Origin of the sequence: Pedobacter sp. Leaf132 (assembly GCF_920984695.1) — a bacterium.
Classification (GTDB): Bacteria; Bacteroidota; Bacteroidia; order Sphingobacteriales; family Sphingobacteriaceae; genus Pedobacter.
Genome location: NZ_CAKLBO010000010.1, coordinates 67329 through 92420 on the forward strand (window position 1 = coordinate 67329; position 25092 = coordinate 92420).

The following is a 25092-nucleotide window of genomic DNA, read 5'->3' on the forward strand; positions in this document are numbered from 1 at the left end:
ACTATGGTTTAAATCCGTTATTAAGCAAATTCTGATAAGAGCTACCTGAAGAAGTGTTTGCTATAATTTTATCAAGCTTACTGTCCAAATTGTCAGTATTGTTTGCCATTCTATAAGTATTCGCATTAATCTGTTGCAGTTCACGTAAGTTAGCGGTGGCCGCATTTAATTGGTCAGTTGCATTCTTTCCTAAAAGAACCAGATTTCTTAAATTCTCTTCAGAGTGGCGGACTAAAGTTTTTGTTAAATCAAATTGAGCTCTCCATATGCCCATTGATTTATTTGCAGTGTCTTCCGTCAATCCTGCAGCGGTAATGCTGCCTGAAACAGGATTTGCTTTACCATCTTTATCAGTTAAGCTAACACCAGTTATGTTTTCCAATTCTTTGAATTTATCAGCAAAACCCTGACCAAGGGAAACGTATTGTGCTTTCAGAGCATCAAGCTGGTCTTTAGTTGGTGTGCCTTTAGTAAATAGAGAAGAAAACTCATCATAGAATGGTTGCAACCCATCTTCCAATAACTTATACTTAAAGCTGTTGGTAATTGCTTTCTTCATTATTTGTTCAAAAGAATCTCCAAAGTCTTTTGCCGCGAACTTTCCGTTCTCAAATAATTGAGATAACGAGTCGGCTAATCCTCCAACAGATGTGCCTGTAAGCATTTCATTCAATTGGCCTTGCAATTGCTCAACTTCTATACCGGCAGACTTAAGCTCTTCTTTTAAAGCTTTTAGACTTTCAAAATCTGCTTTCGCCTGGTCTTTAAGCTTGCCCTGAGTATAAAGCTTTTCTAAATCAGCATATTGGGAGCCAGCAAGACTGGCCATGATATCCCAAGTCTTTGCTTTTCTCAACCATGTTCCATGCTGGTATCCAACTCCACTGGTAAAACTCTCGCCCTGGATTGCAGCAAATATTTTATTGTAGGCTTTTTCAATTTCAGGAGATTGCTTTTTGAGTAACTCCAACTGGTCGATAATGGCCTGATAGCTATTCTTTCCCCGTTTGATGTCGTCTTGCTCCCTTTTGCGGATTAATGCCTGGTATTCTAGTTCACCCTTAATAGCTGCAGCTTGATAATCATCCATTGCTTTCCAAGCAGCTTCTTTTGCTTCCTTCAAACCTTTAAAATATCCGAATACAGTTGTAGCAACACTTATTGCAGCACCTGCAATACCAAGTCCAGCTCCAATCTTGTCTGTTGTCGATGCCTTTGGATCCTTTACAGTTTTTAAATTCTTTTGTATTTCAACATAAGACCGCGCCGCACTTAAAAGTACAGTGGCAATATTCCCGATATCTCCATTAATGCTTGCAAACTCACTTCCTATTCTCTCAAGCTGATAAACAACAGTCTCCAAAGTTTTCCCGCCATCGTCTTTAACAGATTTTTTTAAGTCATCAAGTTCTTTCTGTGCCTTCGCTTTCTCATCTGCTACACCTGTAAATTCATTAAGTTCTTTCTGGTAAAGGTCAATTGCATCTAGAATCTGTTTTTTGGTTCGCTTACCTACATACTCAAATAAGTTTCTGTACGAAGACATTTTCTTAATTTGTGTAGCATCTAGCGCTCGTACATCTTCGATTCCAGCATTGATTGCTTCTTGAGCTTCCTGCTCTCTGCCAAGTTTTCTGAGGCGGGCAGCTTCGTTCAACGCGGTCTCTTGTAAGAGTTGTCTTTTTGTGGCGTAAGTTTGAAATTGTTTTAATAGGGCATCGTTCTTATCTGATTCAGCTTTAATCGCTTCATCATTTAATTTCTTCACTGCTTCCAGAGCCGACTTTTCTGAACCAGTCATTTCCGTGGGGTCTTTCGTCAATAATTCTCCAAGTCTTTGCTCTACGATTTGCTGATAAGTTTTATTTAAATCGATTTCATTCTTAAATCTTTCTTTGGCTTTCTTCTCTCCAAAATCAACTTTGTATTGTTCAAATTCTTCGTAGGCAGATTTCTCTTTCTGAAGCTCGGATAATATTAAATTAGTTCGCTGCTTAGTTTCTATTTCGTATTGCTCTTTAGATTGGGCGTTATCAATCATCTGATAGGTAGCTCGACCTATCAATGGTTTGTTTTCTTGCTTAGCCTCTTTGTTATATTTTTCAATTTCATCTCGCAATGCTTTATAATTAGCTTTATTGTCATCAATCTCCTGTTCGTTTTGACTTTTCTGATTAGAGATTGCACTTTGATAAGCATCTGAGATTTTCCCTATTAGTTCCACTCTTCTGTCGGTCCATTGCTGAAATTCATCATTCGATTTCTTTGCAGCTTTTCCTTCTGGATCGAATGCTAATAATGCCTGTTTTGCTTCACGGATTCGTTTTTTTAATGGTGCTGCTTTTGTATTAAAATCTTTGTCAGCTGTATCTAGAGCTTCTAATTGGTCAGTGTTGTTTTTAATTATTGCTTCGTAGAAGGCTTTGTTTTGCGAGGTAGTTTTCGGTCCACCAGTATCATTAGTAACAAGGCCTGTTACCCGATTCTTGAGTTGATTTTTATAGTTTGAGTCAACTGCTTTAATTATTGCTTCATCTTGTTGATTCAACTGCTTAACGATGTCGGTCGCCACATTCTGAACGTCACCAGTAACAAATCTACCTTTAAAAATATTTTTCAATTGATAGCCGAGAAAGTCCATAGTGCTTAGTCCCTTCTCTCTTGGATCAACAATAGCTTTTGCATTTCTCTCAGCTATCCGCTTTACTGCTTCCGATTTAACAGCATATGCTGCTTCACCTTGCAGTTTTGCTTTAAGCCATTTCAAATATTCCTCAATAGCTTTACTACCATCACGGGTGGAAATATTTTGAGCGTTTAGTCCGCCAAGAAATTGTGGATTTAATTCATTGAGCTTTTTAACAGCGGCAATCCTTTCGTCTTCAGTTATATTTCTATCCCTGGCAACCCTGACAATTTCAGTCAGGGCAAGCTTTTGCTCTGCTAATTTTCCAGAGTAATCCCCTGCTATTTGACCGAGAGCTTTCGTAGCAACCGCTGCTGCAGTTGTAGTCTGACTTAAAGCATAAATAGCTACTGTCAATGCAGTGATTAAAGCCGTATAAGCTATTACTGGTGATGCTGCCATTACAGAATTTAGAATTCTCATTGCAGCCGTTTTAGCTGTTATTGCTCCTAAGTGAAGTAACTCTGCCGTAGTCATGCCGACAGCTCTGGCGGCAGAAATTTGAGCCAAAGCAGCTTCTATAACCAATGCTGCTCGGTATGAGCCATATGTTGTAACTAATAATCCGACAACAGTAAGAACTTTTTCATAGTTCTCTACCAACAGATTCAATCCTGCAATACCATCATTTAGTATTCCTTCGTTACTTTTTCCTATTGCATTAAGCATCCCATCGAAACTATCCTCGAGATTGGATAACTGGCCAGTTAATGATTTCGATTGTTCAGCCATTAGGTTAAAGAATAATCCTGATGATGATGTCATGGCCTGGAATGCCTTTTGTACTTCTGGGAATCCAACCTTGCCAGCTTCCACTAAGCCCATCACTTCACCCTCTGCAACTTTAAATTGTGCTGCTAATTCCTTTATGATTGGAATACCTCGTCCAGTAAATTGTTGGATATCCTTCGAATATGCACGTCCTTGGGTTTGTAGAGTGCCGTACAAATAAACAATGTCGTTTAGTGGAGCACCGACACCACTGGCCACGTTGCCCAGCATAGTTAATGTTGGGAAAATATCCTTTGCAGCGGTTCCATAAGCAAGTAATTGTTTAGCACCACTAGCAACATCAGAAAGTGCGAAAGGAGTTGTCGCAGCTAGCTTAACAGCCTGAGCCATTAATTTATCAGCTTCATCCTTGCTTTTTAACATGGTAGTAAAGGCAATTTCCAATTGCTGGAATTCGCCTCTAACACGAATGATGTTGTCAATTAAATCTTTAGCACCAGAGAAAGAAGCATAACCAGCGGCCAATGCAGCAACGCTTTTGGCCCAGTTTTCTAACTCGTTACCTTCATCTTTAATTTTCTTAGTTAGGCCAGAAATTCTAGCTTCTACACGGGCAGCTACACGATCGATTTCACTATCATCAATAGTTGCTTTCCAGCCTAATGCTCCATCTGTAACTCTAACACCCATTTAAAACCCTGCTTCTTCTAAATTATTTTGTACTTCTGATTTTATACTTTTCGATGATAATGGTCTTTTCTCGTTGTCATCATCATCTTTCGTTTTGATATCTGGGATTACGGCCATCATCATTTTGAGATTGGCCCAACTCGTGCCTCTCAAGCAAAATTCCCAATTCATCGATGGATAATATTTTATTAATCCTCCGATAGCATCCCAGATACTATGTTTTCGAAGGCTATCATCTCCTCCGTTTTCAGTAGACTCATCCCTTTTAGTAAGATGATAGAATTCAAAAAATTTTCTATTCGCGAGTGATCAACCAGGATGACCAATGTTTTATAGAAGTCCTCGTTGTCAAGATTCCTTAGTAGCCACTTTTCAAGTTTTTTGACTGGTAATTCATTTGTGTTAAGCAGTAGAATTGCAATTAGTGTTACAGTGAGTTTCACGTCACATGATATGGCTTTTAAATGTTCAGCCAATGTTTTTTTTTCTGTTGAACTTTCAGTGATGATATCGAGAGTCAAGTTGGAGAAGAGAAGTAATGTGTCTAAGCATGCCCTTCTAACTTTAAATACTCTAACTTTCTTGTTTCTGATTTTTTCAATCAGCGTAGGCTTAACGATATCAAACTCGACGTCAATTGTTTTGTTGAGGATAACATCACCAGTTCGCTTCAGATTTTGTATTTCATCCATAAAGTTTGTTTAAGCCCCGATTGCTCGGGGCCAGTTAGATTAAGCTGGATCTGGTACAGATAATGACCAAGCTCCTGTATCTGCTTTGGTTGGAGCTAATGCCTTCCAATTAATGATTAGTTTACCTAATTCACTATCCTGGAAGTTGAATTGCCACACCGGTAGGAGTTGCATTCTGACTACACCCAAGATTGCTCCATTTTTACTTTCCAATTCACCTGAAACTTCAATTGGATTGTATACCGCTGGCGGAGTATAAACTTTTTTCTTATTTGCCCCGCTGCCTACAGAAGCACTAGTTCCACCTGCTATTTTAATAGCAGTATCTGGATGTACATCATAAATTTCCAACACACCCGATAATTGTGGTTCTTCAGTTACTACAGATTCAAATGCTTGAGACTGCTCTTCAATATTGAAATCCTGAGTAGTAGCTTCGGATGTTGTAGCCGTTACCGAACCTTTAACTGTAGCGCCAATTGCTGTAAGCACCTGGCCCATTCCTCCATCGGCAGCAATTGCTCCAAAGCGGAAGGCTTTATATCCTTTTAATGACTTTGCCATAATTTTAATTTTTTAAATGTTTTCGTTTCTAAATTCGATTCTGAAATTGTTGAAATGCTCGTTAAAGCCTTCGTTTGCAATAATGTAATCTTGTTCAATATTTAAGCTCCATTCATCCTGGTCAACTTCATCTAACAACTCATAAACTTGTTTGCTTAGTTCTTTAATCCGTGGATAATTCGCCTGGCTATTGTCTTGGCTAGTGCCTATTTTCTGAGATAGGTTAGGAACAAACACATTTACATTTATTAAGCTTTCCTGCAATTGCTCGTTAGTCATGCCTAATGAGTTTATCACTATGCATTCACCCGAAAAACCGTCAGGTTTATTGCCTTTAAACATCTCGAGAGTGATGCCTCCGTCTTTCAAAAGCTTATAGACAATTTCAATCGCTTCTATTGATAATTTACTTGCCACGATATTGTCTGTTTAACTTATCCAATGCTCGAATGAGTAATTCCCTAGTGGTCTTGGAAGAGTTTGTAATTACATCTTTTCCTCTTGCCTCAACAGCAACAGCATAATCCATTCCTGCAACTGCAACCAGTATAAATCCTTTTGGATGTCCTTCAGCAATCAGGTTCGCTATCCGTTTGCCTTCAACTTTACCTTTATCTTTACCGTCAAAGTTTTGAGATATCACTTGGCCATTATAGAAAACCATGTAGCCAATTGAACTTCTTAAATTACCTGTCTGGTCAACATAAGTGTTGTTCTTCCGGGCAAGGTTTATGAATTGCTCGCCAACGTATTGAAACCTGTTTTTTATCGCTGACTGATATGCCTCAACTTTTGATTTAATTGCTTTAGCGATATCTGCCTTAGTAAATTGAGGAACTAAACCCATAACCTTGAATGAAAAAAATCTCTGGAAAATTTTAAAGAACTTGTTTCGAGAATTACCTCTTCACCCTCAAGAACCTTTATCTCCGATCCAATTGGAATCGTTTCAATCCGTCCTTCAATAAAGATTAATGAACTGAACTCAATTTTTTTTCCATCCTGGCCATTAGTGTATGAACCTTTTGAATTCGGTTCAACCCTGCATCTCAGATTATTCAATTCTGAGGTGCCATTTGGTTTTAGCCAATCTCCATTTTCATTCTTAATGGATGCCTGAGCTGCAAAGCTCACATTCATAATATGCGGATATTGAATTGATGCTACCATGAATCCGTCCTGTCAACAATGTTATCCTGAACCGGATTGTAAATGTCTGGTAATCCCAATTCACCACACAGAATAGAGTAATAGGCTTTGATTCCGTCAACCTTGAATTTTATTGAGTAATCTCCCTGGCTGATGTCCGGTGCAAGCAATAATTCGGGAATTACAGAAATCATAACTTTCTTAACTTTGTCACTCAATTGGATATTATACTCTGTTTCAGGAGTAAGTTCCAAATCAATCAACATTGCTTCAAGCTCCTCATCAGTTACACTGAATTGGAACCTCGAAAATTTTGCCCTTATGTAATTCCCGATAGTCACGATTTATTAATCCTGTTCTACTTTCTCAACTAAACCGTTTTGAACCAGCGCGGCCAGTCTACCCGCATCAAAACTGCTTACGTCATCACCTACTTTGTGTTCTTTAGAAAAATCAGCAGCATCCCTAAACTTCGCTTTCACGATATGTTTAAAAAGTTTTGGTTTCTCTGGCTCAAGAGTCTCAGGGTTAAGAATCGCAGAATAGATTTGGTCAATTTGTTCAGAAGTGAACTTACGTTCATCTTTAGAAATTGCGTCTTTTACCTCCGCATCAGTTTTTTTGTCAACTGAATGAAGCGGACCGTAAACTTTTACGGCCGCTTTTAAAGATTGTTTATTAAAGTTTTCCATTAACCTTGAATAGTGTTTGAGTCAAGTAAGAAAATATCGTTGATTGCGCTGATTACAGGAACGATTCGCGCCTGTGAGTTGACTACTTCAGCAAGGGTAGGACGATTTACTCTGAATTGTGAAACAAGTAAGAAATCTTCAGGAGATTCGTATTTCACACCGTCAACTGGACGGTTTTTCTCAGCTGGTTCTTTCCATACCAAATCACCCAATTGCTCTGTGCAAATGCCAACAACCGCGTGTTCAGCCCATGGCTGGTAAGTTGTGTTTACACCGTTCTTTTGAGATACCATTGAACGGTCTACAACTTCAAAGTCGTATTTGAAACGTTTTTTGGCTGTAGCGTTTAATTGGTCGAAGTCAGGTTCAGGGATATTTTCTCCAACAAAATTTTGACTGAAAGCGAATAGTTGTTTTGCTTGATTTGTTGATGCAATATTCATCAAATCACTTTCAGTTATCAACCATTTTGTGATTGTTTTACCACCTTCTGCTTTTGCTTTTGCACGAGCACGATTTAAATCATCAAATGGCTTAGATGTTGGATCTGACCATAATTTGGTTACACCAAACTTGTGATCATTGCGGTATTTGAAATCCATTCTGATACCAACACCAGTGTTTTTATCATCCTGAATTAAACCAACACCAGTTGACAATGATTGCAAAAACGTTGACTCGATTGTCTCATACACAGCAAGAATTACGATTGGTAAATGCTCTAGTAATTTTGCAGCGATTAACGCCTGAGGTTTTTGTAAAGCAATCATAGTGTCAATTGCATCCATTTGAGACTCATTTAACTGCATCTCAAGACCTGATTTCGGAATCGTACCGCTCGCAGAACTTTGTGACGGTCGTCTCTTCAATGGAAGTGGCGAATCCATTGCTACATAATCCGCCGTGATAACCTGTCCATTAACAGTAATGGCTTCCCATTTACCATCAACCGAATAAGTTTTCTTTAAAAATCTACGGAAAAGATAGGTTCTTTGGCTATTAGTGCCGTTAATAGTCTCAACAATTTTTAAGACTAACCCTGGGAAGTATCCTTCAACCAGTTCTAAATACTTTGTAACTTCCATTAGTCTGCTCTAAATTGAATTTGATTTAAAGCCGTAATTGCACCAGCCGGAGGAGTAAATGGTGAAGCCACCGGATTTACTGTTCCATTTGTCAAGATTGCTGCAAACGGGCGTTTAGTTAATATTGATGCGATAAGCACACCTACATAAATGTGGTCGGCTGGTAAAGCTGCATAAGCTGTAGCACCACCATTTACTGGCATGGGTTTGTAATCCTTGCTTACAGGATCTTGAATGATTATATGCCCTGCATTAATCACCTTTGGTGCAAATCCGGTTACATTTAGGGATTTGCCACCACGGATAGAATCAAGATGACGAACGATAACGATCGAATCGTTACCGGTGTCAATGATATTTCCGTCCTCGTTTAAATCGACTGTCGTTGACATAAAAAATTTTAGGTTAAATATTCATATTGCCGATTGCAGCATTAATATCCGCATCGGACGCCTCCTTACCTACCTTTGCGTTGGCAGATTTCGGCTTGGTTTGCTGGCTCAAGCTTTTGTCTGAAAGATTTTGTGTGAATTCTGCAGCGTCAGTTTCAATTTCTTCTAAAAATCTTTCGAATTCCTCATCGGTATCGAACTTCATTCTTCCAAAATTTTTAAGTGTCTGTGCGCTGAACTTCTCATCAACCCCTTTCAACTTCGTTTCCAAAGCTTGTTTCCTTGAATCGACGGTTTTTCCTTGTTCTATTGCAGCTAATCTATCCGTCAATGTTTTATTTGACTCGATTAATTGTTTAGCCCAAGCTGGTGTTTCCTTATCATCCTTACCAGGTTGAGGATTGGCCGGATCGTCATCATCCTTTTTCCCCTCATCTTTTTTGCCATCTGGATTAACCCCTTTCGCAGCCTCGGATGCACGTCTATCACCTTCCGATTGAAAGATAGAAAAGAAGCCCGTTACTAAACCTTCTGCATCTTCTACAGCATCGTCTACTTCGGTTTCTTCGTTTACGCCTTTTTCAATATAGTCAGCAGCCTTGTCTAGGATACTTTTAGAGACGTTTTTGTGCTTTACTCTCAGCTTTTGAAAGATTTCTTTTCTAAATGCCATGCTTTTAAATTAACGTTAACTAATTTGTTTAATCAAAGATATGTTAATTGCTTTAATATATCCAAAAGATATGTTTAACATGTCTTAAATTGTTTATAAATAGTTTTAAACAATTAACCAAATAGTTGATTTAATTTGAAAATTTCTTGGAATTGTAAAGAATGCTAATTATAATTGCAATGTCTTAGCCGATAGGAGCAGCAACTTCTGGCTAAGGCGAACAACAACATTGATTAACAAAAACAGCAAACATGAACACATCAAAACAGTGTAATGGCGAAGCCATATCAAGTGCTTTCGATTCCCAAAATGTCGGCGAGAATTTAAGCCACAATCTAAAGCTCATCAGAAAGCAAAAAGGATTTACTCAAGAGGAATTTTCTTCGCAACTATCCATTTCAAGACCTGCTTACGCTTCCTATGAAGAACAAAGGGCATTGCCATCTTTGGCAGTCGTAATAATTATTTCAAATCTCACAGGTATTGATATCAATACTCTTTTGGAAGATAAACTAGGAGAGGAGGTTCACAATGACTAAGAAAAAAACTGATTTAGAAAAGTTTATCGATATGTTTTCTAGTAACGTCAAGAACCTCAAAAAGGGTAGGGTGATGTTCAAAGCCAAGAATCTGGATAAGCAAGTCGCCTCAGCCAGAAAACTTATTGTAGATATGAAGTTCAACTTGAAAGTAGTCTCAGATGCTGATATGGCATCATACAGCGCTTTCGAAGTATGGGAGGTTCAGTAATGGATTTGCATTTATACGATCTAATAATCATAAACAGTAGTGCTGGGAAGGATTCTCTTGTAGCAAAGTTTGATGTTTGCAGGCTGGCGATGGAGCAGGGCTATTCTTTGGACAGGATAGTTGTGAGCCATCAAGACCTCGGAGAGATGGAGTGGAAGGGAACACATAGACTGGTTAAAACTCAGGCTGATTTTTTTGGACTACGAACCTACTATTCGAAACGTAGAAATAGCAAGGGTTACGAGGAAACGCTACTCGAATTTGTTGAACGTCGAAAGAAATGGCCTGACAACAAGAATCGATATTGCACCAGTGACTTCAAACGCGGACCGGGTGCCCGTGTCGTGACAATGCTTACAAAAGAATTGGGGAATTGCAAAGTTCTTCACGTTTTCGGCTTCCGAAAAGACGAAAGTCCCGCCCGAGCCAAGAAGGAGGTTCTTAAAGTAAATAAACAACTTACTACAAAAAGGCGATTGGTTCATGACTGGTTACCGGTTCATGATTGGTCACTAGAAAAAGTCTGGAATGTAATCAAATCAAATAACCTTCCGTACCATCCAGCCTATGATTTAGGCATGCCACGTCTATCCTGTTGTTTCTGCATTTTTAGCCCGTTTGATGCTTTGGTAATTGCAGGTCAGCATAATCCGGAACTGCTAGATAGATATGTAGAAACGGAGAAGAAAATTGGCCACAAATTTAGAAACGGATTTGCTATAAGTTCAGTCAAAGACGCAATCTTAAATAACTACACACCATCAATCATTTCTGATTGGATAATGTAATCACAACAATAAGCATGGAAACAGAAATTTTTACGGACTTAACGCCAATGCCTTTTGGTAAATACAAAGGACAGGCGCTAGTAAACGTTCCAGCAAGTCACTTGCTTTGGCTATATAGGAATGAAAGAGCAGGTAGACTTAAAAAATACATCTTGGAAAATTTTGAAGTTTTGGAAAAGCAAGCTTCAAAGGACAATAAATCATCTAAATACAAATAATATGAATTATAACAATCTCGGTCGTAAGCCTATAGTAGGCATTCGGTCTGTAAAGATTTCAACAATAGTGCTAGCTATCGCCTTGGCTGGCTCAGTTTTTATCGGAAGCTGCGAAAAGAAGATAATTAAGCCTAAGCCGCCAATTGACAATAAAACTTTGAAGGATAAAAAGGTGATGCAGGCCCGTGGGGTATAAAATTACATTTTGCCGATTTAGGTAAGATTCACTGGTTTGTGATTTTGATGGTTAGAATAAATTTTATTAAGTCCTATATAGTAAATTCTCCGGGCCAAAAATCCAACCAAGAATTAAAATGGCAACAATGTAAAACAGAACTTCTGCCGCATGCTTTAAAAACTCTTTAAAATTATCTGACATACAACAAGATAGGGAAAAATTATGAAAAATAAATATGCAGTGTCATTAGTATTTACAAAGCAAAATCCAGAAGGTCTAAATATTCACAACTGCCTTCGAATCGTTGATGCCGAAACGCAGGAGGAAGCTTTTGGATTAAGTTACAAAGACTGTGGAGATGTTCTCAACACTCATCAATTATCATTTCATGCTTGCGTGGTTATACAGCCACCAGTTGAGCTATCTGAATTGTGTAATTGGATTAAGAAGCAATTTGACGATGACGGTTTAGAGCAGATGGGTATTCGAGAAGAAGTGATTTACAGTGAGGTAAGTAAGTATGCAATCCTTTCACTTAAAGACAAATTTTAGTTAAACCCAACAACAAGTTAAAAAATACCTGGTTTTAGTAAAAACAAAAACCACTTGAATTTATTTCAGGTGGTTTTTGAACAAACAATTTTCAATTATCTATCCAGACTGAATGAAAAAGTTAATTAAAAATAATCAATTTAAACGAGAAAAAAAAGCCTCTGTTTTCTCAAAGGATTAGGGTAAAATATAAATGTTGTTGAGTAATGTATTTTATTAACGAATAAGCTGATCTATTGTTTAAACTTATTGAACAAAATGAACGTAGGTTGAAAGCCTAACCTCCGGTAAATTAGATAATGCGCAAATTGTCTGATAGTTACCTGTTCTTAATTATAGTGATGATCTTTGCATTCATCGCACCTAAATTTTCACAAGCCCAAAACTTACAGGGTTGCGGTAAAGTTGGAGGATCACAAATCTATTATATGCGTAACGGTTTCGGTAGTGGCCTGAATTTTCTCATTCCGCGCTATGATGCTCCTTTTTCTACCTTCACCTCGAGCACTACCGTTTGTCCCAGATTTACGACTTATTCCCTTGCATCACCACAAACAGCATGTTGTATTGGCGCTACTGATTGCTCAAATAACTACATTTACAATTTCACCAATATTGGTTGCGATTTGGACGATTACACCCCTGCATTGTTAGCTTCAATTGGCTTAGTAGGTATTTTGGTGATTAGAAAAAGAAAGAAACAGAAAAGCCCTCAATAATTTGAAGGCTTTTTTTGCTAACTAACCAAAGTATGAATCATCATAGGTGGATGATATTTAATAAACCAATTAATTCATGGATTGTTTTTGAAAAAAGAAAACCACCAAATTTCTCTGGTGGCTTCTCCTCTTAAAACTATAAACTGCTTAATGTTTATACCGTTAAAAGAACATTAAATTAGGCATTAAGTTTTATCTTTTCCTGCTCACATAAAACTGATTCTCAAAATCAATTACATGCTGAGGCTTTTCCGTCCAATGTTTTCTTTCACTTGAACGTGTTGGAGTGTTGGCTAAAGCAAGCATCTTTTTAACATAAATAACAACAGGATCATCGTTCCCTGCATTTCTTAAATGAGCTTGCAGTTTGCTATCCCAATTTTCTACGGCTTCCGCCACGCTACCGCCTTTAGCAGTAACTGAGTTATGCACATCCGCAGGCAATAAGCATACGAACCCAGGCGATTCAGCGTAAATTTCCGCTCCAAGTTTTTTAGCGATTCCATTTAGCTCAACTTCATGTTTTTTTCTGCGTGGCATTACTAACCTTTCTGTTTTGCGATGTAATCCGCAATAACTTTGCGAGATGAACTTCCCGAAGCTTTAGCAAATTCTTTGTATTCAGATGAACTTACTCCAGCTTGTTTTGCTGCATAAGCAACTTCATTAGGGTCGTTTAAATCTACTTTAGAATCGTCACGACCATCTTGTTTTAATTTATCATCCATAGTATTAATGTTTTAAGGTGTTGATAAAACATCCCTTAAGTCCAAATAGTTTTGCCTTATCTTCGTTCAAAATTATTGAACATGCCGGAACTTCCAGATTTAGCCGTAATGGCGAAGCATTTATCTAAGCAGCTTACTAACCATACAGTACAGGAAGTTACCTTGCATGTTGACAGAAAAGCGAACGCAACTCAGGAGCAACTTAACAATGCCCTAGGCAACCACAAGGTTAAATCAATATATCGTGAGGGCAAGGAATTACATTTAGAAATAGGAAGTAGCATATTAGGCTTCCATCTAATGCTGCATGGTGAAATTAGATTAGTAGGAAAAGGGGAGGAAGTTAAATTTCCAATACTGCAGATTGATTTTCCAACTCAATCTTTATTCTTAACCGACTGGCAAAAATCAGCTACGCCAACATTAAACCCTGAACCTTCAGAAGTTCCCGATGCACTGGATTTTGAGCCAAGCTATTTGAAGGGAGTTTTGGCTAAGAAGAAGGGTGATGTAAAATCTGTTTTTCTTGACCAAAAAGTTATTAGAGGCATTGGAAATACTTATGCCGATGAAATATTCTATCATGCGGGTATTTCACCACTTTCAATCGCCAGTGCAATACCAGCTGATGTGGTGGGCAAATTGGTTAATTCAATTCATCAGGTACTAACTAATGAGATAGAAAACATATCAACTAAAGATCCGGAAAGGATAACCGGTGAGAATAAAGAATTCCTTAAAATTCATTTGCCTAAGACAAAATCGACAGCTAAGGGAGAAGAAATATTGATTGATAAAAAAGGTTCTCGCAAAACATACTATACATCCAGCCAAATAGTTTATAAATAAACCAAATGACTATCCCTGAACTTGAAGATTGGTTTAGAAATGCACCTAAGCCGGATATGCCAGTATTTTTAAATAATGCAACCAAAGTGAATGATTACAATCATTTTCTTGAATCACACTTTGCACCATTACGCCTTAAACCCGAATCAAAAGTTAACCAACCTTTACTCTGGCGATTGCAGGCAATGAAGTTGGTTATTGAAAGTAATATGTAATCAGATGTTTAGGGTTGGGTGTACGGTATTATCGGCTAATTACCCGATATTCAAATTTATCGGCTTTTCACCCGATATTGAATGTACTGAAAGTTAAATTTTAATTCCTTCCCTACGCATTTGGTCCAATATCGGCTTGACATTTGGTAAATCCTTGACGTCATCAAACGTTACCGGGCCTTTATTTAATCTAGGTTGCTTTTTGAAATAATCCTTATCTCTATACCAAGGATGGTCAAGTGGCAAAGGCTCTAACTGCTCTCGAGATGGTGGTGGTTGCGAAAAGCTCAATCCATTTTCCTTCGCATTATCTAAAGCAGTTACGTCAAATTTTGATGGATTGATAATAGTAACGCATTGAATTGATTCATTAACATAGACAATCACCTGTAATCTTTGTAGTGGTGCATCTATCTCGGGCAAACTTTTTAACATGGTATATAGCCACCCTTTACTACGTGCACTATAGCCTGGACTATCGGGTAGATGGAGATATAAGTTTCCACCACCGTATATACATTTAACCTGAGGAAAAGCTTTGTTAATGTTATCTGCTAAAGTCACGCCGTATAGATTGGCACCACCTCTAATTTGGTCTTGTAAATTTTCCATATCTAACTATATAAATTACTTTGTGTGTTGTCACTCACTTCACGCAGTACATTTTTGTCATTTGGAGCGCTCTTTAATTCCCTGATTACGCGATAAGCAGCGAGGTCATCGTCAGAACAGGCAAATTGCATAATATCATCAATCAATCCATCTGGACTATCAGGATTTATCCAGTCATCAATAAGGGATTTGCTTAGCATCAAAGGCATTCGTTTAGCGGAGTTGTGTATATCCGCCATAAAAATATTAGCAGGCTCAGTAACAATCGTAAATGTTTTATACCATTCATTTGAAACTGGCTCTTTATAGTAGCTATACAAACCAGCAAGGTAAAAGTAAGGTTGCTCTTTTGGATGAATCAGATATGGCAGCGTATCGATTTTCTTTCCTTTCTCATTAAAAATGTGCTTATACTCAAAGAAAGAATTTACCGGGATTATGCAGCGCTGTTTTTTGATAGCATTTTTAAAAGAAGTGGTCGTTCTGATATCCTCACTTCTGGCGTTAAGCGTTCGCTTAGCTAATGCAAGCATATCAGTTAGGGGTTTATTCCAGGTTGGCATTAGTCCCCATTGATAGAGGTCAATGATGTTTTCCCCATTATCGTTGAGTAGCACCAATAAAGATGGATGGTCAAACCCTGATGCTTTATATAGATTGACTTCAACTGTGGGATCTACTGCCTTTGCAGGGAAGTGGCTCTGCAAATCATAAGCTTTAGTAACTTGTGTAGCTGTATAGCACATTTATCTAAGTTAAGAATTTTGCTCAATATATGCACCCATCCCAGCAACTACCTCATCAAGTGTTTGCCGGCCAGATACCTGTTTCCAAACTCCATCTATTTTTTCTATAGAACCAATGAGAGTAGTTTTAGAATAAAAGTAATAAGGCTGACCAATATTATGCTGTACGATAGTATAAGGGTAATCTGGATGGTTAATATATTTATAGAGTAATTGAAGCATTAGTTAATATCAAAAGTATAGGTGTGTTCATCATTTTCTTTTCTTACGATAACAATCAGCTTTTTCTCAAATTCTACATCATCATAAATAAGGTCTTCCATTACGTTACCAAATTCTTCAATGTCTGTATCTTCGTGCGCTGTAAGTTCTAAAGTATCATCTTCAATAAATCTAAAGCTAACTAAGTTATCACCATACCTCTCAAGAAGTTTTTCAGGTAATTCACTAATTTTCCTATCGGCATCCAAATGTGAAGCTATTGAGTATAAGTGTTGCTTAAGTTCTGCATCATCGGTTACAAAACCAGATTCAGTACTTTTATCAATTTTCATAGAACCCTTAAAGTCATCATCTATCGAAACATAGAAAAGTTCATCTTTTTCTTCTATCCTAATTTTAGATGGTCTTTTAGTATCATTGATGTACATCTCAAATTCTGTAGTATTCATATTTCAAGAACCTTTATTTATCCAATTTAGTTTGAAATCTTGCAATTAACAAATCTCTATCAGCAGAAGTGAACGATGAAGGCATATTCAACCAGCACCATTTACCGCTTCTTTTCTGTAATGCACCAACATAATAATCATCAATCATTATATGGTATTGATAGCCACCACCATGCGGCGCTGTTAATCTTACTGTACAAGTTTTGCTACCAAATGCACCACTAAAAATTAAATCATCGACATTCATAACACAAAGATTGATTTTACTAAATATTTTAGCAAAAAATCTTACTAACAAAAAAAACACCTACAAATTAATGAAGGTGTTTAAAAAAAAATCAGATTAGTCAAAGGTAGAAAGAGTTAATCTAAACTAGCCACCAGTTAATTCCAGATGGCCATGCCAAAAATATAAAATTATTGCTTCCCAAAAGGCAAAAAAGAAAGCAGGTACATAAATGTAACCTGCCTTCCATCTAATTTAACGCTCTCGAGTACAATTATAGTAAACCGTATTGACAAATGTCAATAGAAATATAATTTCCCGTATTTATTTGGAAAAATGTAATTTGTTTGGAAATCCCTTCGATAAATACTTAAACGGTGAATGGTTAAAGTCGTAACTTTACTTAAATGAAAACCATATTCGATTATAAGCCAACTCAGGAAGAATTAAAAGAGCTTTTCTCATACAATGAAACCGAGAGGACTATGACTTACGGATTTTCAATAATTCCTATTGACAAGCATCATTACATATCAATAGTTAATGCTGAGGAAGCTCTCTTTGACATCGCGCAATTACTTGAGTTAAGGAGTGATAGTGTTGAGGCTCGGAAGATATGGAAGCAGATTCCGGAGATAGAAAAACAATATCGTGCAGGTTTCGACAATAACATTCGCCCAGTTTAAGGTTTTTTGTTTTTGGCAAAGAACTTTATGAGCTCGAACTCGATATTTTTATAGTTTTTCATAAGTACAGGCTGTAGTTCTGCTAAAGCAGTTTGTTCACTTATTCCCGCAAGCTTTAGCTTATTTCTAAAATCTGTTATCCAGTTCGAATAACCGTAACCCTTTTCTAAAATTTGGTTTTTATGGCTAACTTTTCCACCCAAAGCGTTAACAAATTCATCATACGTATGTCTGGCTACAAATTGGTTAACGGTTTCCATTGCTTTAGTTTGTCCAACTGTGAGGTGTTGTGGAGGAGACAAAGTCTTAGCATGCAAAATCTCGTGCCACATTGACTCTAATGAGTATTCTTGGTTAAACGTAAGTTCCTGACCATTTTTAATTGCAGATAAAGCCCCTTTAAATTCTGATTCTGGATTGAATCCAATGGAAAGGAAATTATTTTTGCTGATTGTGATATCTGCTTTCCCGACCCACTGATTTGTTGAAGTCTTATAACTGGCGGAATGCTGCATCATATAAGATCTCGACTGTCGGAATCGCAAACTTCCTAGCCCAGTCCTGAAATTTTCAGGAGTATTGGCCGCAAATGCCAGCATAATATTTTCAGCTTCTTTATTGGTCGGAACATTACCTTTTATGAAATCTGCTAGATTAAGTATGCCTTTAGTCTTTGTTTCAGGCTTGGCTGTTTTGGTCTTTGTAACCTTTGCGGCAGCTGACGTCTGTTTCTTTGTGCTAAAAGCTAAACCCTTATTAATGTCACCATTTTTGAAATTGTCTTTTATCCAGAATGGTGTACTTTTAGCATTTGTTGCTCTGCCTTTATTAGTATTTACCCATTCCTTGAATTTATCGGGAACATCGGAAACAGTATTTTTTGATTTGCCATCGGGAGTTTCACCATCCAGCATAACTTTTTCATCTCTGTCAAACTCTTCTGCGGTTTTCAAAATAGAGATAGCATGGCAACGACATTGTGGATGCCAACCCACAAACTTAAAGTCTTTTGGGTATTTGCCCGCCAATGCCTCACACATTGGACAATGATTCGGATTATTAGATAACCGAATTTCTATGCCCACTACAAAATCTAATTGCCCCCAGCGTTCATGGTCGCTAGCGCGATAGGCCATATTGGTTTCCGTCCTTGTTACCCTCATCGCATTTTTAAATGAAGAGCGGTAAACTCCGCTACCAGGGTTGAAAGATTCTGCAACGCTTGAAGGGATTAGTGTTCCTCGCTTGTTCCTAACTCTTCTAAAAAGATTATCGGGTTGCTCCAGATTTTTTCTAATAATCTGCGAAATCGCTGCAGCTGATTTTCCTTCACCTAAGCCAATATCTAAGCCGAGTTCTATTTCTTGCTTATGATCCTTTGCTATCTTCCATATCCGTTCTGACAAACCCAATCTATCTTTACCATCTTTGCGTTTCTGAAACTCGGACAATGCGTCAAGATTTCTATTGCTGTATTTATTGATTTGCTTTAGGCTTAGCTTCGATGTTGAAAGCAGTGATTCAACTAGCTTATCATTCTTGGTTCCAGCATGTTTCCACTCTTTATCAATTCCATTGCGGACAATCCCTAATACGTTTTGATAAGTTGATTTCAATATCCTGTCAACCTTTTCCCTAGTTTGTGGGTAATCTTTGAAGCTAAATAGCTTATCTGGATTGAAGTCTTTGACTGTAACTCCCAGCTTTACATATTCATTGATTGCAGTTGTATAAACAGACTTTACCTGTTCGGCATAGTTTTCAATCCGAGACAGGTGTGCTCTCTCAAAAACAGAGTCATTTATATTTATTAGCCTGCGCTTAGCCAAAAGGTATTAGTATGTAGTTTCAAAGGTGTTAACAAGGCTATCTTCTTTTTTTTCTTCCTTGATTTTGTCGTAATCTTCCTGGTTTCCACCATAAGCTTTTACAGATTCGAGCTGTGACATAAATGGCTTACCACCGTTAGCTGTCTGTAGCACCTGGGCCTGCATTAACTCATCAGCAATCATGTAAGGCTCAATAACTGGTTTGATTTTCATTTTGGCTACAGTCTTGAAGCCGTTTTTCATTTCGGTTGCATAAGCTCTCATGATTTTGTACCGGCGCTGCAAGTATGGTATGAATATCTCTTCCTTATCCTTAACTTTTAAGTGAGCATCCAGGAACATTAATTTCAGGGCAATTCCAGAAAGTGCACCAATACCTTTTACGCTGTCAAAACTGATATCAGGAGTTTGTGTAATGGTGTAAGCCATTTTAATAAGGTTATTTGCCTCCACCAAAAATGACTCTGGTGCGTGGTCCCATGATAGATATTCAGCTTTGGCATCTTTCTCACCCTGGATTACTGTATTGCTCGAGCCTTTTGAGCCGAAGCTTAGGATTCGGCCATTAACGAATATTTTTGGTGCAGAATGGTAGTCGTTTGTATCGCCAAGATTAGAGAACATTTTTTCCAATCGATTGATGATGCTCTCGATATCTTCCGTTTCCATTTCATCCTGTCTGCCATAAACGATGGGAATCTTTTTAATAGCGATAGGTTCGCGGTGGTCCTCAATCCAGCCACCAGTAATAGAAAGGCTTGATTGCTTCCATCTAACAAGCTCCTCATCTGTATAAGTTTCGAAGTAAATTGTTTCAAGATTAGGTTTTTTAATTTTAAACTCGCGGCTAAAGGCAACCAGATTCTCATGCTCATCAAAATATGGGTAAAGCTTATCTCCTTTATCCGGGCTAAAGATTTTACAGCGCAGTTTAAATTTAGTTGAAAACCCATATTCCTCGTGGGATTCTTCTCCTTGCACAGGAAACCAATATTCGGCAGCCTCGGTAAAAGAAAATATCTTACGGGCAATCTGTTTGTTCAAAAACTCCTCTTTGTTATCCTCTAACATCTCTTCAAGACATTCAATAAGAGCTTTCTCTTCATCAGTTTCAGCATTATAGTCCAGAACAACTCTATTACCGAATAGAAATGACACTGCACGTTTGATAACAAGCTTCTGCAATGCGAAACCAATTCTATTTACCTTTTCTGTTTTTCCTTCTCCCTTGCTAGTTATATTACCGGCTGCATCTTTAACAGGGTCAGGATAAATAGTTTTATCCTCACGCTTTGCAGTATTAAAAACATCATGACCAAGTACGTCCAATCTCTTCTCGAATTTGGATACATCTGGCAGGGGATAGGGTCTGAGCTTTAGATTATTGATAATGGTATCAATGCCTGCACCAGGTGCTATTTCTTCAACTTTCATATTAAAAAACTCCTTCTAAGTCTTGTGGTTCATGTTCTCTGTAAACGAAGTACATTCTCATCAGCAGTGTATCCCTATAATCGGGTGAACGTCCAATGTCAGCTTTAACTTCGCTTTTAGGTTTTATTCTAATTTTTGCATTATCATCATCCATTTTCCATGTTTGAATCTGCTCTATCTCAGTGATAATATCATCTTTTGTATCAGCCGGAATGTCGACGCAGTCGTCAATTGATATCAATCGTTTATTGACCATATCTGCAAGCTTGTAAGCACACTGGGCCTGTAAGTTTGCATAAGGTTCTTCAACTCCACTATCTGGATGAGGCAATGCGCTACTGTTGTTTACAAAACCCAATATTCCACAGTTATCTACTACGCCACCACCAACTCCATCCTCATCAGCAATGCATCTATCTGAAGGTATTGTGTATTTGTATCTTAATGTGTTGATTGCATGTTGCAATTCTGTTGTTTTTGATACATCGAACTCAACCATGTCAACTACTCTGAATCCATCCCAGACCATAATCACTGCTTTATCTGAACCTAACCTTGCGATATCTGCAGTTAAATAGTACTTGCCAGTTGGCTTTACAATGTTTCCGCCGAACATGCTTACAATCGAATCATAATCACATAATGCATTTGGGTTATCATCGTAATCGAAATTACCATGCAACAGCCTTTCTCTTTTTACCTTATCAGTAATCTGGCGCATGTTATCGATATAGTCAGCAGATAGGAAGGGGTTATCCTGGTATAATGCTCTAATGAAAGCATAAGCTTTGTCAAGGCACTTATTTCTAAATGGTTTCCAGAATGTTGTATATAACCAGTTCTTTTTTGGATTTGCAGTAACCAAAATTTTCGGTACAATTCCGTACTCAGTATTCATGTGCCTTCCAACCCTCGATTTCAATGTATCGAATGCAGCAAAATGAACCTCTCCGGCTTCTTCAATCCAACCACCAGTATATTCTTTTGAACCAAGCCTTTCAAACATTGGGTCTTTTTGTGGATAAAACGATAAGTCAAGGAACACAACGGCCGATCCATTAGCAAATTTTATTTCATTGTCGGCATACTTCCATTCAGTAAAGCCATATTCTTTTGCAACTTTTCCCCAGGTAATCAATACAGATTCTCTGGTATCTTTTAAACTATCCCGGCCAATAAACCATCTGGTGCCCGGGAAACGCCAACACATTGTCATTAACCAAAAACATCCTAGCCAGCTTTTACCTCCACCTGCCGCTCCTCCATAAAAAACAAACTTTACCAGGCACAGCCAATGCAGTTTACCTAGCGCTATTAATTGTTTCTTGCTGAGTTGCTTCATTTACTTCCTTATCAAAATCTGCTTTATCGAGGCAATCAGCCATGAAAGCATCAAAGCCATTGAAAAGGGGAGCACCATCTTTACCGGTAAGCTCTTTTTTCTCAGCAGCATACATTCCAGTCAGCTTTCTGCGTTCTTGGCCTAACTTTGTAATTTCAGCCTGATACCTAGGGTCACCGTAATTTATCTCGTCCTTTTCGGTCTTCTCAATGCCGGTTGTTACGATTTTATCAGTATCAACCAATCCATTTGGACCAACCGCCTTTGTTTTGCCTGTAATACCTTTCTGTTTTTTGCTGGTTAATTTCTGGTCAGATTTCGATTTTTCCCATGCGTCCCACAATTCACGCTCTTGTAGATTTATTTTGTATAGCTCATGGTTAATAGCATCATCCATTTCGGCAATTCTTGCTTCCTTCCATTCAGCTTTTAGGCTGTCAACATCCTTTTTAACGGTAGATAAGGAATAGGTTTCGAGGCGAAGTCGATTTTTGACCTCTTGAACGATTTGCCTTAAAGCATAACCTTTGGCATACAATTCAGCTACATGAATTAGCCTTGCTTCTTTCTTTTGTTTGGCGGTTTTATTTGGATCGATACTTCCCATCTTAATCTCTTAATTTTGCTGATGGAAACTCTTCGACAATGTCGCTGACCCTGCGCTTAATCTCGTCGTAATCGCTCAAATCACCATCAAATTCTACAACCAGTCTCACAATGGACTTTTTATCTTTCTCCTCTTCTTCATCTTCAGGATCCATAAAGTTTGGAAGCTCCATACCCCAATCAGATAGGTCTTGCTCATCCCATTCGTTAGCCAATAAATCATAGTCATCATTACCGAATCCAACATTGTCTTTAATGATATAGGCTTTAATTTGCTCGACAGTAGCAGTTCGTGGGATAATCTTGCATGGGATAGTTTTGCTTTCTCGTAATTGAGAAAAAGCGGTTAACCATTCATTAAAATTATCTAGTGATTGTTTTTGCTCGATGACTTTGGCGAACTCTTCATCAGAAATTGAGGCTGCTTCAACAACAGCTCTCAATCTCATGTTTCCGGCAATCGCTACATATTCATCAGCATACTCGACAACGAGGCATTCTCGAAGTTCAAGCATTTCTGGATGGTCAATAATGGATTTGACCAACTTGACAAAACGGTCATCCCGAATCCCTCTCGGATTCTGTGGAATGCCAGCAATCTGACCAGTGTTTGGCCAAATTTTAATGGTAGGAATTGATTGCGTAACGATTTCCATGTACGCAAAGATAAATAAAAAACATATCCAAAGGATATGTTTAGCCTTTGTTTATCTTTTTTTAAGTTTCCTCACTTTTTAAGCGAATAACTCATAGTTTGCCGCTAGGATTGAGCCAACAGCGGTTAATCTCTCAGTGCCAGGGATAATTAAAGCGTATGGCTCTAATTTAGCGTAAACCCCAGTTGATATTGATCCGGCATGTCTTTCGAAATTTGCTACAGCAATAAAATCTTTCCAGATGTTGTCTTGCTTTAATTTTAAGACAAGTTCATGAATTGATGGTGGAAATTTCTCTTTTGAATTCCAAAAAGGTCTATTGGTTTGACTAAAAAATATTTCGCGATATTGTTGTACATCGATAGTAGTGAAACCCAATCGTTGATTATAACCTATAACTTCAGAATCCATATTTTCAATCCTAGATTGCTTTTCATTAACTTCCTTTCTTAAATCATCTATGATTCTGCTATCGTTAGAAGCATTATTATTTAGATGACTTATTTGGTTGTTGAATTCAGTGATGTTAGAGTTTAACTCGTTAAGTTGCTTATTTTTATTTTGGACTTGTTCCTCTTGGCTGTCATAATCTCTGGAATATTGCCTAACTAACTGTCTTTGCTCTTCATATTTCTCAGAGTAAAGATTCTTTTCTTGCAAAACATCATCGTAAGTTTTCTTGTCTATTACTAACTTGCTTGTTACTTTTCCGGTTATCCATGGCATAGCTCGAAACTCTATAAAAATAGAAAGAGTTCTAGTGGTTACAACTACTATGTATCCGATCACCACAATAATCAGAGCCCATAGTACGTCCTTGGCAATATTGCCAATCGAAAACTCTTTTTGAGCTAAAACTCTTAGATTGTAGAGTTTTTCATGTAAAAGCAAGTCTTTGTCGAAATTAAATATCGTATACCAAAATTCCCAATGGTGAATAATTAATATAAATGTTAATGTACCAAAAAAAGGACTGGTCAGCTTATCCTTTATGTTTTGAAAAAAAGAGTTTAGAAAATCCATGAGAGGTGTTTAGCTTTTATTTGTTGTTTGATATTCCTATTAGATAATTCACAAATGCACTTGATGCAACAAGCATAAATTTTGCTGTTTCGAATGTTGCAGGATTATGCTCATCAACTATTGCGTGTCTAATCCCCGATTTAGGGTCGTTGGTGTAATTGTAAAATTTATTAAAACCCTCCTTTAATTGATTGTTTATCGGAAGACCCGTTTTTTCAAATTTTGCCAAAGCTCTACCAAGAGTGTTCTCGCCTGTCAACTCTCTAGCTACAGATTCAACGGCAGAAATACTTTCTTTTATTACATTAGCATAATTAGAGTTTTCTTTTGCGCTTAGTAATTTGATAGCGCTTTGAATGTGGATTTTTGCACCGGTCGAAACATTCTGTTGAATAGATATTTTTATTTCTTCTAGCTCAATTTCTTCGACAATTGGAGCAATTAAATTGCCGACAACTCTATATGCGCTGTTTTCACGTTCAAGAATAAAATTTAATTCTGAGATATAATTCTTCGAGGCTATATATGGCTTTTTTAAAAAAAACTCTAAAAAGTCATAAGTTTTATTCCAAGACAATGAAAAAAAGTAGTTCTCACAATCTTTAACAATCATCTGGAAATTTATGGGATATCGATTAATTAGGTCTTTTTTTATGTCTTCTACATAATCAATGGTAAATTTTGTAAGTTTAAAATAGTCATGACTTGGTCTAATAGGGGTTAAAACACAATTATAGAATGAATTCCATAAGCCATTACGTAATGGACCATCTATGCTTTTGATTTGAAAGGGCAATTCAATGGGCTCAATACCCATCCTTTGAGAAAATGTTGACATAGCATTAATTTAGATTTTAAATATATCAATAGTTCGTAAAAGACCCAACTGCTAATCAGATTAGTTTTTTA

36 protein-coding genes are annotated in these 25092 nt (G+C 37.5%); 10 read left to right on the forward strand and 26 right to left on the reverse strand.

What is annotated here, in order from left to right:
- Position 1: 1 nt before the first annotated feature.
- From LUA86_RS16165 to LUA86_RS16220, 12 genes are read right to left on the reverse strand one after another with little or no spacing between them, the layout of a single operon-like run.
- On the reverse strand, positions 2-4108 hold the full coding sequence (locus LUA86_RS16165; RefSeq protein ID WP_231464667.1) for a tape measure protein: 4107 nt from the start codon (positions 4106-4108) through the stop codon (positions 2-4).
- On the reverse strand, positions 4109-4279 hold the full coding sequence (locus LUA86_RS16170; protein ID WP_231464669.1) for a hypothetical protein: 171 nt from the start codon (positions 4277-4279) through the stop codon (positions 4109-4111).
- A 17-nt stretch (positions 4280-4296) separates the two neighbouring features.
- Positions 4297-4800, reverse strand: coding sequence for a hypothetical protein (locus LUA86_RS16175; RefSeq protein ID WP_231464672.1), 504 nt, complete (start codon positions 4798-4800; stop codon positions 4297-4299).
- Positions 4801-4839: 39 nt separating this feature from the next.
- Positions 4840-5364 carry a hypothetical protein gene (locus tag LUA86_RS16180; RefSeq protein ID WP_231464675.1) on the reverse strand — a complete coding sequence of 175 codons (525 nt, stop codon included), beginning with the start codon at positions 5362-5364 and terminating at the stop codon, positions 4840-4842.
- Between the two features lie 12 nt (positions 5365-5376).
- Positions 5377-5781, reverse strand: a complete 405-nt coding sequence (locus LUA86_RS16185; protein ID WP_231464678.1) for a hypothetical protein — start codon at positions 5779-5781, stop codon at positions 5377-5379.
- Positions 5771-6211, reverse strand: coding sequence for a hypothetical protein (locus LUA86_RS16190; RefSeq protein WP_231464681.1), 441 nt, complete (start codon positions 6209-6211; stop codon positions 5771-5773). The genes LUA86_RS16185 and LUA86_RS16190 overlap by 11 nt, the downstream gene beginning before the upstream one ends.
- A complete protein-coding gene (locus LUA86_RS16195) occupies positions 6202-6534 on the reverse strand; it encodes a hypothetical protein (RefSeq protein WP_231464684.1) in 333 nt (110 codons plus the stop codon). Before LUA86_RS16195 ends, LUA86_RS16190 begins: the two co-directional genes overlap by 10 nt.
- The gene (locus tag LUA86_RS16200; RefSeq protein ID WP_231464686.1) at positions 6528-6854 is read right to left on the reverse strand and encodes a DUF6706 family protein; all 327 of its coding nucleotides are present in this window, start codon (positions 6852-6854) and stop codon (positions 6528-6530) included. Before LUA86_RS16200 ends, LUA86_RS16195 begins: the two co-directional genes overlap by 7 nt.
- 6 nt (positions 6855-6860) lie before the next feature.
- Positions 6861-7205 (reverse strand): hypothetical protein, encoded by a 345-nt coding sequence (locus LUA86_RS16205; RefSeq protein WP_231464689.1) that lies wholly within the window; start codon positions 7203-7205, stop codon positions 6861-6863.
- Positions 7205-8290, reverse strand: coding sequence for a major capsid protein (locus LUA86_RS16210; RefSeq protein ID WP_231464690.1), 1086 nt, complete (start codon positions 8288-8290; stop codon positions 7205-7207). Before LUA86_RS16210 ends, LUA86_RS16205 begins: the two co-directional genes overlap by 1 nt.
- Positions 8290-8682 carry a hypothetical protein gene (locus LUA86_RS16215; protein ID WP_231464694.1) on the reverse strand — a complete coding sequence of 131 codons (393 nt, stop codon included), beginning with the start codon at positions 8680-8682 and terminating at the stop codon, positions 8290-8292. Before LUA86_RS16215 ends, LUA86_RS16210 begins: the two co-directional genes overlap by 1 nt.
- A gap of 13 nt (positions 8683-8695) precedes the next feature.
- Entirely contained in the window at positions 8696-9355 is a 660-nt protein-coding gene (locus LUA86_RS16220) for a hypothetical protein (protein WP_231464697.1), read from the reverse strand.
- Between the two features lie 251 nt (positions 9356-9606).
- On the opposite strand from LUA86_RS16220, the gene LUA86_RS16225 reads away from it, so the two are divergent.
- From LUA86_RS16225 to LUA86_RS16255, 7 genes are all read left to right on the forward strand, one after another.
- Positions 9607-9894 carry a helix-turn-helix domain-containing protein gene (locus LUA86_RS16225; protein WP_231464700.1) on the forward strand — a complete coding sequence of 96 codons (288 nt, stop codon included), beginning with the start codon at positions 9607-9609 and terminating at the stop codon, positions 9892-9894.
- Positions 9895-9967: 73 nt separating this feature from the next.
- The gene (locus LUA86_RS16230; RefSeq protein ID WP_231464703.1) at positions 9968-10105 is read left to right on the forward strand and encodes a hypothetical protein; all 138 of its coding nucleotides are present in this window, start codon (positions 9968-9970) and stop codon (positions 10103-10105) included.
- On the forward strand, positions 10105-10893 hold the full coding sequence (locus LUA86_RS16235; RefSeq protein ID WP_231464706.1) for a phosphoadenosine phosphosulfate reductase family protein: 789 nt from the start codon (positions 10105-10107) through the stop codon (positions 10891-10893). The genes LUA86_RS16230 and LUA86_RS16235 overlap by 1 nt, the downstream gene beginning before the upstream one ends.
- A 14-nt stretch (positions 10894-10907) precedes the next feature.
- On the forward strand, positions 10908-11111 hold the full coding sequence (locus tag LUA86_RS16240) for a putative quorum-sensing-regulated virulence factor (RefSeq protein ID WP_231464708.1): 204 nt from the start codon (positions 10908-10910) through the stop codon (positions 11109-11111).
- 1 nt (position 11112) lies between these two features.
- Entirely contained in the window at positions 11113-11307 is a 195-nt protein-coding gene (locus LUA86_RS16245) for a hypothetical protein (RefSeq protein WP_231464710.1), read from the forward strand.
- Between the two features lie 204 nt (positions 11308-11511).
- On the forward strand, positions 11512-11841 hold the full coding sequence (locus LUA86_RS16250) for a hypothetical protein (protein ID WP_231464712.1): 330 nt from the start codon (positions 11512-11514) through the stop codon (positions 11839-11841).
- 341 nt (positions 11842-12182) lie between these two features.
- A complete protein-coding gene (locus LUA86_RS16255) occupies positions 12183-12560 on the forward strand; it encodes a hypothetical protein (RefSeq protein WP_231464715.1) in 378 nt (125 codons plus the stop codon).
- A gap of 192 nt (positions 12561-12752) precedes the next feature.
- On the opposite strand, the gene LUA86_RS16260 is transcribed toward LUA86_RS16255, so the two are convergent.
- Together LUA86_RS16260 and LUA86_RS16265 are read right to left on the reverse strand one after the other, a co-directional pair.
- Positions 12753-13100, reverse strand: coding sequence for a hypothetical protein (locus LUA86_RS16260; RefSeq protein ID WP_231464718.1), 348 nt, complete (start codon positions 13098-13100; stop codon positions 12753-12755).
- Positions 13101-13102: 2 nt separating this feature from the next.
- On the reverse strand, positions 13103-13288 hold the full coding sequence (locus LUA86_RS16265; RefSeq protein ID WP_231464721.1) for a DUF3606 domain-containing protein: 186 nt from the start codon (positions 13286-13288) through the stop codon (positions 13103-13105).
- Positions 13289-13369: 81 nt separating this feature from the next.
- On the opposite strand from LUA86_RS16265, the gene LUA86_RS16270 reads away from it, so the two are divergent.
- Positions 13370-14137: a DNA-formamidopyrimidine glycosylase family protein gene (locus LUA86_RS16270; protein WP_231464723.1), complete on the forward strand. Its 768-nt coding sequence runs from the start codon at positions 13370-13372 to the stop codon at positions 14135-14137.
- A gap of 5 nt (positions 14138-14142) precedes the next feature.
- Positions 14143-14352: a hypothetical protein gene (locus tag LUA86_RS16275; protein WP_231464725.1), complete on the forward strand. Its 210-nt coding sequence runs from the start codon at positions 14143-14145 to the stop codon at positions 14350-14352.
- 93 nt (positions 14353-14445) lie between these two features.
- Here LUA86_RS16275 and LUA86_RS16280 read toward each other — a convergent pair whose 3' ends face one another.
- Genes LUA86_RS16280 through LUA86_RS16300 form a run of 5 tightly spaced genes read right to left on the reverse strand, consistent with a single transcriptional unit; the run spans position 14446 to position 16628 of the window.
- Positions 14446-14964 (reverse strand): hypothetical protein, encoded by a 519-nt coding sequence (locus LUA86_RS16280; RefSeq protein WP_231464727.1) that lies wholly within the window; start codon positions 14962-14964, stop codon positions 14446-14448.
- A gap of 2 nt (positions 14965-14966) precedes the next feature.
- Complete coding sequence (locus tag LUA86_RS16285) at positions 14967-15710, reverse strand: SOS response-associated peptidase (protein ID WP_231464729.1); 744 nt, start codon at positions 15708-15710, stop codon at positions 14967-14969.
- Between the two features lie 9 nt (positions 15711-15719).
- Positions 15720-15932, reverse strand: coding sequence for a hypothetical protein (locus tag LUA86_RS16290; protein WP_231464730.1), 213 nt, complete (start codon positions 15930-15932; stop codon positions 15720-15722).
- Complete coding sequence (locus LUA86_RS16295) at positions 15932-16381, reverse strand: hypothetical protein (RefSeq protein ID WP_231464732.1); 450 nt, start codon at positions 16379-16381, stop codon at positions 15932-15934. Before LUA86_RS16295 ends, LUA86_RS16290 begins: the two co-directional genes overlap by 1 nt.
- Positions 16382-16394: 13 nt before the next feature.
- Positions 16395-16628, reverse strand: a complete 234-nt coding sequence (locus tag LUA86_RS16300; protein WP_231464734.1) for a hypothetical protein — start codon at positions 16626-16628, stop codon at positions 16395-16397.
- A 386-nt stretch (positions 16629-17014) separates the two neighbouring features.
- On the opposite strand from LUA86_RS16300, the gene LUA86_RS16305 reads away from it, so the two are divergent.
- Positions 17015-17293: a hypothetical protein gene (locus tag LUA86_RS16305; protein ID WP_231464736.1), complete on the forward strand. Its 279-nt coding sequence runs from the start codon at positions 17015-17017 to the stop codon at positions 17291-17293.
- On the opposite strand, the gene LUA86_RS16310 is transcribed toward LUA86_RS16305, so the two are convergent.
- The 7 genes from LUA86_RS16310 to LUA86_RS16340 form a co-directional block, all read right to left on the reverse strand.
- Entirely contained in the window at positions 17290-19122 is a 1833-nt protein-coding gene (locus LUA86_RS16310; protein WP_231464738.1) for a hypothetical protein, read from the reverse strand. The two genes, LUA86_RS16305 and LUA86_RS16310, sit on opposite strands and share 4 nt — an antisense overlap.
- A gap of 6 nt (positions 19123-19128) precedes the next feature.
- On the reverse strand, positions 19129-20556 hold the full coding sequence (locus tag LUA86_RS16315; protein WP_231464740.1) for a phage portal protein: 1428 nt from the start codon (positions 20554-20556) through the stop codon (positions 19129-19131).
- A gap of 1 nt (position 20557) precedes the next feature.
- Positions 20558-21898, reverse strand: a complete 1341-nt coding sequence (locus tag LUA86_RS16320; RefSeq protein ID WP_231464742.1) for a phage terminase large subunit — start codon at positions 21896-21898, stop codon at positions 20558-20560.
- Entirely contained in the window at positions 21858-22505 is a 648-nt protein-coding gene (locus LUA86_RS16325) for a hypothetical protein (protein WP_231464744.1), read from the reverse strand. Before LUA86_RS16325 ends, LUA86_RS16320 begins: the two co-directional genes overlap by 41 nt.
- A gap of 1 nt (position 22506) precedes the next feature.
- Complete coding sequence (locus LUA86_RS16330) at positions 22507-23160, reverse strand: hypothetical protein (protein ID WP_231464746.1); 654 nt, start codon at positions 23158-23160, stop codon at positions 22507-22509.
- A 78-nt stretch (positions 23161-23238) separates the two neighbouring features.
- Positions 23239-24183, reverse strand: a complete 945-nt coding sequence (locus tag LUA86_RS16335) for a hypothetical protein (RefSeq protein ID WP_231464748.1) — start codon at positions 24181-24183, stop codon at positions 23239-23241.
- Between the two features lie 16 nt (positions 24184-24199).
- Positions 24200-25021 (reverse strand): AbiJ-NTD4 domain-containing protein, encoded by an 822-nt coding sequence (locus LUA86_RS16340; RefSeq protein ID WP_231464750.1) that lies wholly within the window; start codon positions 25019-25021, stop codon positions 24200-24202.
- Between the last annotated feature and the right edge of the window lie 71 nt (positions 25022-25092).

What these genes read in the sequence shown, in the direction of transcription:
- LUA86_RS16165 (WP_231464667.1), bottom strand. Translation starts at nt 4,108, where the DNA reads ATGGGTGTTAGAGTTACAGATGGAGCATTAGGCTGGAAAGCAACTATT.
- LUA86_RS16170 (WP_231464669.1), bottom strand. Translation starts at nt 4,279, where the DNA reads ATGAATTGGGAATTTTGCTTGAGAGGCACGAGTTGGGCCAATCTCAAA.
- LUA86_RS16175 (WP_231464672.1), bottom strand. Translation starts at nt 4,800, where the DNA reads ATGGATGAAATACAAAATCTGAAGCGAACTGGTGATGTTATCCTCAAC.
- LUA86_RS16180 (WP_231464675.1), bottom strand. Translation starts at nt 5,364, where the DNA reads ATGGCAAAGTCATTAAAAGGATATAAAGCCTTCCGCTTTGGAGCAATT.
- LUA86_RS16190 (WP_231464681.1), bottom strand. Translation starts at nt 6,211, where the DNA reads ATGGGTTTAGTTCCTCAATTTACTAAGGCAGATATCGCTAAAGCAATT.
- LUA86_RS16195 (WP_231464684.1), bottom strand. Translation starts at nt 6,534, where the DNA reads ATGGTAGCATCAATTCAATATCCGCATATTATGAATGTGAGCTTTGCA.
- LUA86_RS16205 (WP_231464689.1), bottom strand. Translation starts at nt 7,205, where the DNA reads ATGGAAAACTTTAATAAACAATCTTTAAAAGCGGCCGTAAAAGTTTAC.
- LUA86_RS16210 (WP_231464690.1), bottom strand. Translation starts at nt 8,290, where the DNA reads ATGGAAGTTACAAAGTATTTAGAACTGGTTGAAGGATACTTCCCAGGG.
- LUA86_RS16215 (WP_231464694.1), bottom strand. Translation starts at nt 8,682, where the DNA reads ATGTCAACGACAGTCGATTTAAACGAGGACGGAAATATCATTGACACC.
- LUA86_RS16220 (WP_231464697.1), bottom strand. Translation starts at nt 9,355, where the DNA reads ATGGCATTTAGAAAAGAAATCTTTCAAAAGCTGAGAGTAAAGCACAAA.
- LUA86_RS16225 (WP_231464700.1), top strand. Translation starts at nt 9,607, where the DNA reads ATGAACACATCAAAACAGTGTAATGGCGAAGCCATATCAAGTGCTTTC.
- LUA86_RS16230 (WP_231464703.1), top strand. Translation starts at nt 9,968, where the DNA reads ATGTTCAAAGCCAAGAATCTGGATAAGCAAGTCGCCTCAGCCAGAAAA.
- LUA86_RS16235 (WP_231464706.1), top strand. Translation starts at nt 10,105, where the DNA reads ATGGATTTGCATTTATACGATCTAATAATCATAAACAGTAGTGCTGGG.
- LUA86_RS16240 (WP_231464708.1), top strand. Translation starts at nt 10,908, where the DNA reads ATGGAAACAGAAATTTTTACGGACTTAACGCCAATGCCTTTTGGTAAA.
- LUA86_RS16245 (WP_231464710.1), top strand. Translation starts at nt 11,113, where the DNA reads ATGAATTATAACAATCTCGGTCGTAAGCCTATAGTAGGCATTCGGTCT.
- LUA86_RS16250 (WP_231464712.1), top strand. Translation starts at nt 11,512, where the DNA reads ATGAAAAATAAATATGCAGTGTCATTAGTATTTACAAAGCAAAATCCA.
- LUA86_RS16255 (WP_231464715.1), top strand. Translation starts at nt 12,183, where the DNA reads ATGATCTTTGCATTCATCGCACCTAAATTTTCACAAGCCCAAAACTTA.
- LUA86_RS16260 (WP_231464718.1), bottom strand. Translation starts at nt 13,100, where the DNA reads ATGCCACGCAGAAAAAAACATGAAGTTGAGCTAAATGGAATCGCTAAA.
- LUA86_RS16265 (WP_231464721.1), bottom strand. Translation starts at nt 13,288, where the DNA reads ATGGATGATAAATTAAAACAAGATGGTCGTGACGATTCTAAAGTAGAT.
- LUA86_RS16270 (WP_231464723.1), top strand. Translation starts at nt 13,370, where the DNA reads ATGCCGGAACTTCCAGATTTAGCCGTAATGGCGAAGCATTTATCTAAG.
- LUA86_RS16275 (WP_231464725.1), top strand. Translation starts at nt 14,143, where the DNA reads ATGACTATCCCTGAACTTGAAGATTGGTTTAGAAATGCACCTAAGCCG.
- LUA86_RS16280 (WP_231464727.1), bottom strand. Translation starts at nt 14,964, where the DNA reads ATGGAAAATTTACAAGACCAAATTAGAGGTGGTGCCAATCTATACGGC.
- LUA86_RS16285 (WP_231464729.1), bottom strand. Translation starts at nt 15,710, where the DNA reads ATGTGCTATACAGCTACACAAGTTACTAAAGCTTATGATTTGCAGAGC.
- LUA86_RS16290 (WP_231464730.1), bottom strand. Translation starts at nt 15,932, where the DNA reads ATGCTTCAATTACTCTATAAATATATTAACCATCCAGATTACCCTTAT.
- LUA86_RS16295 (WP_231464732.1), bottom strand. Translation starts at nt 16,381, where the DNA reads ATGAATACTACAGAATTTGAGATGTACATCAATGATACTAAAAGACCA.
- LUA86_RS16300 (WP_231464734.1), bottom strand. Translation starts at nt 16,628, where the DNA reads ATGAATGTCGATGATTTAATTTTTAGTGGTGCATTTGGTAGCAAAACT.
- LUA86_RS16305 (WP_231464736.1), top strand. Translation starts at nt 17,015, where the DNA reads ATGAAAACCATATTCGATTATAAGCCAACTCAGGAAGAATTAAAAGAG.
- LUA86_RS16315 (WP_231464740.1), bottom strand. Translation starts at nt 20,556, where the DNA reads ATGAAAGTTGAAGAAATAGCACCTGGTGCAGGCATTGATACCATTATC.
- LUA86_RS16320 (WP_231464742.1), bottom strand. Translation starts at nt 21,898, where the DNA reads ATGAAGCAACTCAGCAAGAAACAATTAATAGCGCTAGGTAAACTGCAT.
- LUA86_RS16325 (WP_231464744.1), bottom strand. Translation starts at nt 22,505, where the DNA reads ATGGGAAGTATCGATCCAAATAAAACCGCCAAACAAAAGAAAGAAGCA.
- LUA86_RS16330 (WP_231464746.1), bottom strand. Translation starts at nt 23,160, where the DNA reads ATGGAAATCGTTACGCAATCAATTCCTACCATTAAAATTTGGCCAAAC.
- LUA86_RS16335 (WP_231464748.1), bottom strand. Translation starts at nt 24,183, where the DNA reads ATGGATTTTCTAAACTCTTTTTTTCAAAACATAAAGGATAAGCTGACC.
- LUA86_RS16340 (WP_231464750.1), bottom strand. Translation starts at nt 25,021, where the DNA reads ATGTCAACATTTTCTCAAAGGATGGGTATTGAGCCCATTGAATTGCCC.